6 protein-coding genes and 1 tRNA gene are annotated in these 9,545 nt (G+C 65.4%); all 7 read right to left on the bottom strand.

Features of this window, described 5'->3' with window-relative positions:
* Nucleotides 1-206: 206 nt before the first annotated feature.
* Nucleotides 207-302, bottom strand: a tRNA-Sec gene (locus ACVWZ5_RS24365).
* A gap of 6 nt (nt 303-308) precedes the next feature.
* Nucleotides 309-2,231, bottom strand: a complete 1,923-nt coding sequence (gene selB, locus ACVWZ5_RS24360; RefSeq protein WP_457340912.1) for a selenocysteine-specific translation elongation factor — start codon at nt 2,229-2,231, stop codon at nt 309-311.
* Nucleotides 2,228-3,655, bottom strand: a complete 1,428-nt coding sequence (gene selA / locus ACVWZ5_RS24355) for an L-seryl-tRNA(Sec) selenium transferase (RefSeq protein WP_457340911.1) — start codon at nt 3,653-3,655, stop codon at nt 2,228-2,230. The genes selB and selA overlap by 4 nt, the downstream gene beginning before the upstream one ends.
* A gap of 132 nt (nt 3,656-3,787) precedes the next feature.
* The gene (gene fdhE / locus ACVWZ5_RS24350) at nt 3,788-4,708 is read right to left on the bottom strand and encodes a formate dehydrogenase accessory protein FdhE (RefSeq protein WP_028690255.1); all 921 of its coding nucleotides are present in this window, start codon (nt 4,706-4,708) and stop codon (nt 3,788-3,790) included.
* 4 nt (nt 4,709-4,712) lie between these two features.
* A complete protein-coding gene (locus tag ACVWZ5_RS24345; RefSeq protein ID WP_028690254.1) occupies nt 4,713-5,369 on the bottom strand; it encodes a formate dehydrogenase subunit gamma in 657 nt (218 codons plus the stop codon).
* Entirely contained in the window at nt 5,366-6,316 is a 951-nt protein-coding gene (fdxH, locus tag ACVWZ5_RS24340; protein ID WP_062575355.1) for a formate dehydrogenase subunit beta, read from the bottom strand. The genes ACVWZ5_RS24345 and fdxH overlap by 4 nt, the downstream gene beginning before the upstream one ends.
* Complete coding sequence (gene fdnG, locus ACVWZ5_RS24335; protein WP_143514904.1) at nt 6,316-9,384, bottom strand: formate dehydrogenase-N subunit alpha; 3,069 nt, start codon at nt 9,382-9,384, stop codon at nt 6,316-6,318. Before fdnG ends, fdxH begins: the two co-directional genes overlap by 1 nt.
* Nucleotides 9,385-9,545 lie beyond the last annotated feature (161 nt).

Below are 9,545 nucleotides of genomic sequence, written 5' to 3'. Positions count from 1 at the left end.
CAAGATCAAGATCAAGATCAAGATCAAGATCAAGATCAAGATCAAGATCAAGATCAAGATCAAGATCAAGATCAAGATCAAGATCAAGATCAAGAGATACGAATTGATTCCAAGGTCGATAGATATACTAAGTGCTTAATATGGGACAAGAAAGATATCCCACTACATGCAAGTTATCGTAATCCACAAGATCTAAACGAAGAAATTGGCGGAAGGCAGCGGGAGTCGAACCTGCCCGGGAACGGCTGCCGTCCCCAACCGGGTTTGAAGCCCGGCCGCGCCACCGGGCGCGATTGCCTTCCTTGAAATCAGGGCCCATGTTGCGATTGGGCCAGGGCGCTGTCGACGCGAATATGCCGCTGGTCACCGACCCGCCGGGTCAGGCCAACACGGTCGAAGTACTCGAGTATCTGCACACTGCGCTTGCGACCGATGCCCAACATATCGCGAAACGCCGCAACCTGCACTATCGGCGATGCCTCGGCCTGCTGCAACAACAGCTCTGCCATGCGCCTTAGCGTCACCTCCGGGTAGAACAGGTCACGCACCACCTGGTGCAACAGGCCCAGGCGGGCGAGCTTGCGCAGCAGCAGGCGCACCTCGGCCTCCTCGCACCGCTCCTCGGCAGCCAACGTACGCACCCAGGGTGGGTCGAACTCCCCCGCCAGCAAGCGCGGCAGCAAGCGCTCCCACAGTGCGGTATCGGCTTCGCTCAACTGAACCTTGTGTCCAGGCAGATGCAGCCACGGACCACTGCTGCTGATCTCCCCTTCACCCAGCAACTCATCCAGCAGGCTGACAAACGCCGGACGCTCAAGCGGCATCGCGGTAAAACGACGCAGGCGGTCACGGTCCGGGCCAAGCTGATCAGGCTCCTGTTCATGGAACTGCGCCAGGCGCTCCAGCACTTGTCGCTTGAGCGCCTGCCACTGTAGGCAATCGAACAGCAACTGACCTTGACGCGTGGCAATCACCAGCACCGCATCCGGCAACTGCCAGGTCTCACGCAGGCGATTGAACTGACGCTCCAGACGCCGGGGCTCGAGCCCGCCCGGGGCTGCCTCCAGCAAGGCCGGCAACGCCCGCTCGAGGCCGTCGGCATTGCGCAGCACCTGCAACTGGCGCAAGCGCGCCTCGCTGCGCCGCTGCCGGCTCGGGGCGAATGGGTCGAGCACACGCCCCCCACCCAGCGTGCGCTGGGCGCGCTGGTCGCGCAGAACCAGACGATCCCCATGCACTGCCTGCAACGGTGCATTGAGCAGCAGTTGGGCGAACATGCGCTGGCCAGCCTCGAGCCGTTCCCCTTCGAGCAATGCGACCCGGGCAGTGACATCCTGGGTCCCCAGGTGCACGTGCACCGCGCTGAAGTGCTCGAACACGCGTGTTTCTCCGGCCAGCAAGGTGAGGTCGATATCCACTCGCACGCTGGGTGCATGCAACCACTCAGGTAGCAGCCAGTCGCCGCGATGTACCTGTTCGGCCGAGAGCTTTTCCGCGCTGATATTCAATGCCACCCGCTGCCCTGCCCCGGCTACCAATGCCGCCTGGTTTTGCGCGTGCAGGCCACGCACCCGCACCGGTTTACCTACCTTGCCCAACAGCAAGGTATCGCCGACGCTGACCTGCCCGGCCAGCGCCGTGCCGGTGACCACCACCCCCGCCCCGGAAACCGCGAAGGCCCGGTCCACGGCCAGGCGGAAACCGCCGCGCACGCTGCGCTGGCGCACATGCGCCTCGGCCGCCAGCAAAGCCTCGCGCAGGGCGTCGACTCCCGCGCCGGACAGGCTCGAAACCGGAAATTGCCTAGCCCCGGCATAGGGTCCAGGCGCGAGCAGTTCGGTGACCTGGGCCTGGACTTCGATCAACCGCGCCGGCTCGACCCGGTCGCATTTGCTGATGACCACCAGCGCCTGGGGAATACCCAGCAGTTCGATGATCGACAGGTGCTCACGAGTCTGTGGCATCACCCCGTCGTCGGCGGCCACCACCAGCAGCACCAGGTCGATGCCATGGGCGCCGGCAAGCATGTTGTGAATAAAACGCTCGTGGCCAGGCACATCGATAAAACCTGTCAGCGGCGCGCCTTCGGCCAACGGGGCATAGCGGTAGCCAAGATCGATGGTCATGCCCCGGGCACGCTCCTCCTGGCGTGTGTCGCCGGCTTGGCCGGTCAGGGCCTGGAGCAGCGCGGTCTTGCCGTGGTCGATGTGGCCGGCGGTACCGACGATCACTGCACCGGCCCCAACTGCAACGCCGGCAGTTGCGCCAGCCACTGGACCTCATCGTCCAGCTGGCGCAGGTCGAGCCACAGGGCATCGTCATCGATGCGGCCGAGCACCGGCACCGGCAGGTCGCGCAGCGCCCGCTCCAATACATGCAGGCTGCGCCCGCGCAGTTTCTTCGACACCAGCGGGCGCAGGCACAAGGCCGCGCCGGGCAGGCGTGCCACGGGCTGGCTACCGCTGCCGATCATGCCCAGGGCCGGTTCGACGCTGACCGTCCATTGCGTGCCCAGCCTTGCGGCCAGTTCAGGCGCCAGGCGCTCGGCCTGGGCGGCGATCTCGGCCTGGGGCCGGGTGAGCAGGCGCAGGCTCGGCAGGCGCTCGGCCAGGCGGTCCGGGTTGCGATACAGCGCCAGCACGGCTTCGAGTGCCGCAAGGGTGATCTTGTCGACCCGCAGGGCACGCTTGAGCGGATTCTTCTTGATCCTCGCGATCAGCTCCTTGCGCCCGACGATGATCCCCGCCTGCGGCCCGCCGAGCAGTTTGTCGCCACTGAACGTGACGATGTCAGCGCCATCGGCCAGCGCCTGGCGCACGGTCGGCTCGGCCGGCAAGCCCCAACGGGTCAGGTCGAGCAGGCTGCCGCTGCCCAGGTCTTCAAGCAGCGGCAACTCATGAGCATGAGCGATGCGCGCCAGTTCCGCGGTCGGTACCTGGGTAGTGAAACCCTGGATGCTGTAGTTGCTGCAATGCACACGCATCAGCAGGCCCGTGCGCGGGTTGATCGCGGCTTCATAGTCGCGGGCGTGGGTGCGGTTGGTGGTGCCGATCTCGTGCAGCTTCACGCCCGCGCGCGCCATGATGTCGGGGATGCGGAAGGCACCGCCGATCTCGATCAATTCGCCCCGGGAGATGATCCCTTCCTTGCGCGCGCCCAGGCTGTTGAGCGCCAGCAGCACGGCGGCAGCGTTGTTGTTGACCACGGTGACGGCCTCGGCGCCGGTCAGTTCGCGGATCAGGCCTTCGATCAGGTCGTCGCGGTCGCCACGCTTGCCGGTGTCGAGGTCGAACTCCAGGTTCAGTGGATAGCGGGCGGCGGTCTGCATGGCTTGGACCGCTTCTTCGGGCAGCAAGGCCCGACCGAGGTTGGTGTGCAGCACCGTGCCGGTGAGGTTGAACACCCGGCGCACCTGGCTGCGCTGCTGGATGGCCAGGCGTTCGCCGGCTCGGCCCAGGAGGACTTCGGCGGTCAGTTCGGTGGCACTCAGTTGGCCGAGGCGAGCAGGCTCGCGCAGGTCGTCGAGCAACTGGCGCAGGGTGGCCAGCGTGGCGTCACGACCGTGTCGGTCGATCAGCGGGGCGCAGGCCGGGTGGCGCAGCAAGGTGTCGATGGAAGGCAGGCGTGGGGTGTCGCTGGCGAGGGTTGAAGACATCAGTACTACCTTAACAAATCCGTTGTCTGTTCCGGCCTCTTCGCGGGCAAGCCCGCTCCCACAGGTACTGTACGCTTCCTGTGAGAGCGGGCTTGCCCGCGAATCAGGCGACTCGGTATTGCAGTGTAGACACTACCCCGGCGCCAACAGCAGGTTCGGCGCCAGCCGATGGAAACCCTCCTCGTCCAGGCGCATGTCCAGCGCCAGGCTCGCCAGGTCGTCGGCCAGCGGCTCGGCCGCGGCGTCGTTCTCCAGGTAGCACTGCTTGAGGTAGCTCTGGCACCCCGGGCAGCACTCGGCGCGCAGCGGCGCCTTGCCCGGCGCGTGGCGGTCATCCTCGAGGTTGCTGTAGCGCAAGTCCTTGCTCGACTCGCAGTACACGCACTTGACCCGCACCACATGCCATTCGCAGGCACACAGCGAGCAGGCCAGGTAGCGCAGGCCATTGTGCTTGCCACGGTTACGCACTACCCCGGCCATGGCCGGCGATCCACAGGCAGGGCACTGGGCCAGGCTGCCCGCAGGCTTGAGCTCAGGCGCAGGCAAGGCCAGCAGCCAGCTGGACCACGCCGCCTGCAACGCGGCGCCGATAAAGGGCACCAGCGCCGCCGGCACTGCGTCGTACTGGCCACCGAGCAGGGCGATAGCCCAGCCCTTGCGCTGGGCATCGTCGCTGCCACGCAACGCATCCAGCGCCTCGGCCAGTGGCCCGTCGGATGCGGTCTCGAAGCGCTCGAGCAGCGCCTGCAACCAGACCAACCAAGGCCCTTCACGCACCAGGCTGTCGGCCGCCAGGGGCGGCAAACCATGACTTATACACAGGCGCTGGCGCTCTTCGGCCACCGGTAAGCCCGCAGGCGGGTTATCCACAAGCTGCTGCTGAATCCGGCACAGCCGGGCCATCAACCGCAGGTAATCACCCAGGGCGTTACCCTCGGCCAGTTGCTCAAGCCGTGTGGCGCGCACCTCGAAGAGGTGGGCGGCGGGCAGGTGCAGAAACGGCGGCATCACTGCCGACGCTTCGATCTGTCCAGGTTCGAGAATCGTGCTCAAACGGTCATCCTTCTTTTCCACCGTGGTTGTGTGGCGACTTGTCGCCGGTCACTTCCCGGTACCACAGTTCATGGTGCTTGCGTGCCCAGGCGCGGCTCACCCAGCCATGCAGCATGGCGCCGATCGAACCCTTGATCCAGATCCCGGCATAGATGTGCACGATGATGCTGAGGATCAGCACGAACGCCGCCAGGGCATGCAACAGCGTGGACAGGCGAATGACCTCGATGCCGAACCAATGGCTGAAGTACGCGCGCCAGATCACCACGCCGCTGACCAGCAGCACCAGCATGCAGGCCAGCAAGGTCCAGAACAGCAGCTTCTGCCCGGCGTTGTACTTGCCGACCGGCGGCACGCCCTCTTCCTTGTTGAGCATCACCCGGTCGATGCGGCGCAGCCACAGGCGGTCGTTGGCGGTGATGAAGTTGGCGCGCCAGAAGCGCAGCACCAGCCCGAGGAAGAACACGAACATGCCCACGCCGATGAACGGGTGGAGAATCCGCGTCCACGGCCCGCCGCCGAACAGGTGGCTGAGCCAGAACAGCGCCGGATGGAACAGCGCCAGCCCCGAGAGGCCGGCCAGCACGAACAGGATCGCCACGACCCAGTGGTTGCTCCGCTCGTTGGCGTTGTAGCGCAGGATAGGCTTGTTGTCATTCATGGCCGCTGCTCCCCCTGCCCGCCCGGGCGGTTCGGATCATAGACATGCACCGCCGGGTCGACCTCGTGGACCGTATCATCCACAGGCGCCGGGTGTTCGTCCTCCTCGACCCGCTGCGGACCCACGCGTACATAGTGGAAGAACCCGGCCAGCACCGCAGCGCCCATGGCCAGCAGCGCCAGGGGCTTGCTGAAGCCCTTCCACAGCCCCACCAGCGGGCTGATCACCGGTTGGTCCGGCAGCCCGGCGTAGATCCGGGGCGTGTCGGCGTGGTGCAGCACGTACATCACATGGGTGCCGCCGACGCCATCCGGATCGTACAGCCCGGCGTTCTCGTACCCCCGCGACTTCAGGTCGACGATGCGCTCGTCGGCATGCACCTTCATCTCCTCCTTGCTGCCAAAGACGATTGCCCCGGTCGGGCAGGTCTTCACGCAGGCCGGCTCCAGGCCCACGGCCACGCGGTCGGAACACAGGGTGCACTTGTACGCCTTGTGATCCTTCTGCGAGATGCGCGGGATGTTGAACGGGCAGCCGGTGATGCAGTAGCCGCAACCGATGCAGTGGTCCTGGTTGAAGTCGACGATACCGTTGGCATGCTTGATGATCGCCCCCGGGCTCGGGCAAGCCTTCAGGCAACCGGGCTCGGCACAGTGCATGCAGCCGTCCTTGCGGATCAGCCACTCCAGGTTGCCGTCGTCGCGCTCGTGCTCGGTGAAGCGCATCAGGGTCCAGGTCTCGGCGCTGAGGTCCTGGGGGTTGTCGTAGGTGCCGTGGTTGTGGCCGACCTCGTCACGCAGTTCGTTCCACTCCGAGCACGCCACCTGGCAGGCCTTGCAGCCGATACACTTGGTGGTGTCGATCAGCTTGGCGACTTCCTGCTGCTGGCGTACCGAGGGCGGTACGGTGGTGGTGGCCGAGCGGGCGATGATGTCTTGGCTGGCCATCAGAGTTTCTCCACTTTGACGAGGAACGACTTGGACTCCGGCGTCTGCGTGTTGCCATCACCGAGGAACGGCACCAGGGTGTTGGTCAGGAAGCCGTGCCGCGTGCTACCGGTGAACCCCCAGTGCAACGGGATGCCGATCTGGTGCACGGTCTGGTTGTTGACCTGCAGCGGACGGATCCGCTTGGTCACCACCGCCACCGCGTCGATATAGCCGCGCTTGCTCGACACCCTTACCCGGTCGCCGGCCTTGATGCCCTTCTCGTTGGCCAGCACCTCGCCGATCTCGACGAACTGCTCGGGCTGGGCAATGGCGTTGAGCCGGCAATGCTTGCTCCAGAAGTGGAAGTGCTCGGTCAGCCGGTAGGTGGTCGCCGCATGGGGGAACTCGTCGTGCGTGCCGAGTGTGTCCCACACCGAATCGAAGATCCGCCCGGCCGGGTTGCTGGTGGCCTTCTTGTTCTGCGGATGCAGCGGGTTGATGCCGATCGGCGTCTCGAACGGCTCGTAGTGCTCGGGGAACGGCCCCTCGGCCATCTTGTCGATGGCGAAGAACCGCGCCACGCCCTCGGGGTTCATGATGAACGGGTTCATCCCCGCTTCCGGCGGCGAGTCGACCTTGAAGTCCGGCACGTCGGTGCCGGTCCAGGCCTTGCCGTTCCACCACACCAGGCGCTTCTTCTCCGGGTCCCACGGCTTGCCTTGCGGGTCGCTGGAGGCACGGTTGTAGAGGATCCGCCGGTTGGCCGGCCAGGCCCAGGCCCAGTTCTGCACCTGGTGCATGCCGTACGGGTCGCTGTTGTCGCGCCGGGCCATCTGGTTGCCCTGCTCGGTCCAGCAACCGGCGAAGATCCAGCAGCCCGACGCAGTGCTGCCGTCGTCCTTCATCTGGGCGAAGCCGGCCAGTTGCTGACCGGCCTTGAGCGTGGCGCCGGTGGCGTCGGTGAGGTCGCTGACCGCCCAGCCGTTCATCTCCTTGGCCAGCTCTTCGGGCGAAGGCTCTTCCGGGACCTTGTACGGCCAGCTGAGATTGAGCATCGGGTCGGGATAGGCGCCGCCTTCGGCCTGGTAACGCTTGCGCAGGCGCAGGAACAGCTCGCTCATGATGTGCACGTCGGTGCGGGTCTCGCCCGGACCGTCGGCGCCCTTCCAGTGCCACTGCAGCCAGCGGCTGCTGTTGACCAGCGAGCCGTCTTCCTCGGCGAAGCAGGTGGTGGGCAGGCGGATCACCTCGGTCTGGATATTGGCGGTATCGACGTCGTTGAACGCGCCAGCGTTGCGCCAGAACTCGGAGGTCTCGGTGGCCAGCGGGTCCATGACCACCAGCCACTTGAGCTTGGCCAGGGCCGCGGTGACGCGGTTCTTGTCCGGCAGCGCGGCGATCGGGTTGAAGCCCTGGCACATGTAGCCGTTGACCTTGCCCTGGCCCATCATCTCGAACATGCGCAGCACGTCGTAGGCCGGCACGTCGAGCTTGGGCAGCCAGTCGTAGCCCCAGTTGTTGGCGGCGGTGGCGTTGGCGCCGTACCAGGCCTTCATCAGGCTGACGTGGAACTTGCCGTAGTTCTGCCAGTACGACAGCTGCCCCGGCCGCAGCGGCTTGGAGGCGCGCTTGTCGATGTAGGCGGCGTAGTCCTGCTCGGCGTCGCCGGCCAGGGTGAGGTAGCCCGGCAGCGAGTTCGACAGCAGTCCCAGGTCGGTCAGGCCCTGAATGTTGGAGTGCCCGCGCAAGGCGTTGACCCCGCCCCCCGGCATGCCGACGTTGCCCAGCAGCAACTGCACCATGGCCGCGCTGCGGATGATCTGCGCGCCGATGGAGTGCTGGGTCCAGCCCAGGGCATAGAGGATCGTCATGGTCTTGCCCGGCACCGAGCAGGTGGCGATCTCTTCCCAGATCTTCATCATCTGGTCCTGGGGCATGCCGCAGGTCATGCTCGCCAGTTCCGGCGTGTAGCGGCTGTAGTGCTGCTTCATCAGCTGGTAGACGCAACGCGGGTGCTGCAGCGTCGGGTCGACCTTCGCATAGCCGTCCTCGCCCAGCTCGTAGCCCCACCCGGACTTGTCGGCGTACACGCGCTTGGCCGCGTCGTAGCCGCTGAACAGCCCGTCCTCGAAGCCATAGTTCTCTTTGACGATAAACGACACGTCGGTGTAGTTGCGCACGTACTCGTGCTGGATCTTGTCGTTGCTCAGCAGGTAGTTGATCAGCCCGCCCATGAAGGCGATGTCGCTGCCGGTACGGATCGGCGCGTAGTAATCAGCCACCGAGGCGGTACGGGTGAATCGCGGGTCGACCACGATCAGCCGCGCCTTGTTGTGCGCCTTGGCTTCGGTCACCCACTTGAAGCCGCACGGGTGCGCTTCAGCGGCGTTGCCGCCCATCACCAGGACCAGGTTTGCGTTGGCGATGTCAGACCAGTGATTGGTCATCGCGCCACGGCCATACGTCGGGGCAAGACTTGCCACCGTCGGGCCGTGTCAGACACGCGCCTGGTTATCGAACCCCAGCATGCCCAGCGAACGGATCACCTTGTGCGTCAGGTAGCCCGCTTCGCTGGAAGCGGCGGACGCAGCGAGAAAGCCCGTGGTGAGCCAGCGGTTGACCGTCTGGCCCTGGGCGTTCTTCTCGATGAAGTTGGCGTCGCGGTCCTGTTTCATCAGGTCGGCGACGCGGTCGAGGGCTTCGTCCCAGTCGATGCGGGTCCACTCGTTGCTGCCCGGCTTGCGCACCTCGGGGTACTTGAGGCGGCTGGGGCTGTGGATAAAGTCCAGCAGGCCGGCGCCTTTCGGGCACAGGGTGCCGCGGTTGACCGGATGGTCCGCGTCGCCCTCGATGTGGATGATGTTCTGTTTGACGTTCTTGCCCGCGTCACCCTGGCTGTACATGATCAGGCCGCAGCCGACCGAGCAGTAAGGACAGGTGTTGCGGGTTTCTTTGGTATGCGCCAGCTTGAAGTGGCGCACCTGCTCGGCGAACGCGGGTGTCGGGGCCATGCCCAACGCCGCAAGGCTCGAGCCTCCAAGGCCGACGGCGGCGACCTTGAAGAATTGCCGACGGTTGAGATCCATCGTGCACTCCTGATCAGGTTCTCGGGCGCGCGGGACTTGGCCGGCGCCTCAGGGACTTCACGGTGACGGTGGACAGACACCGCCAACTGTTAAGCCTAGTCAAGAATCTGCAAAGCGCGATGATCTGGATCAGGCGCAAGGCAAATCGCCTCATCAGCCAT

The sequence above is a fragment of the Pseudomonas sp. TE6283 genome, from assembly GCF_054060555.1.
Note: the sequence above shows the minus strand (reverse complement) of the source record. Positions and strands in the feature narration are given on the sequence as shown.

Bases quoted from the DNA above. Each gene is read 5' to 3' on its own strand.
- selA (WP_457340911.1), bottom strand. From the start codon at position 3,655: ATGTCTTCAACCCTCGCCAGCGACACCCCACGCCTGCCTTCCATCGAC.
- ACVWZ5_RS24345 (WP_028690254.1), bottom strand. From the start codon at position 5,369: ATGAATGACAACAAGCCTATCCTGCGCTACAACGCCAACGAGCGGAGC.
- fdxH (WP_062575355.1), bottom strand. From the start codon at position 6,316: ATGGCCAGCCAAGACATCATCGCCCGCTCGGCCACCACCACCGTACCG.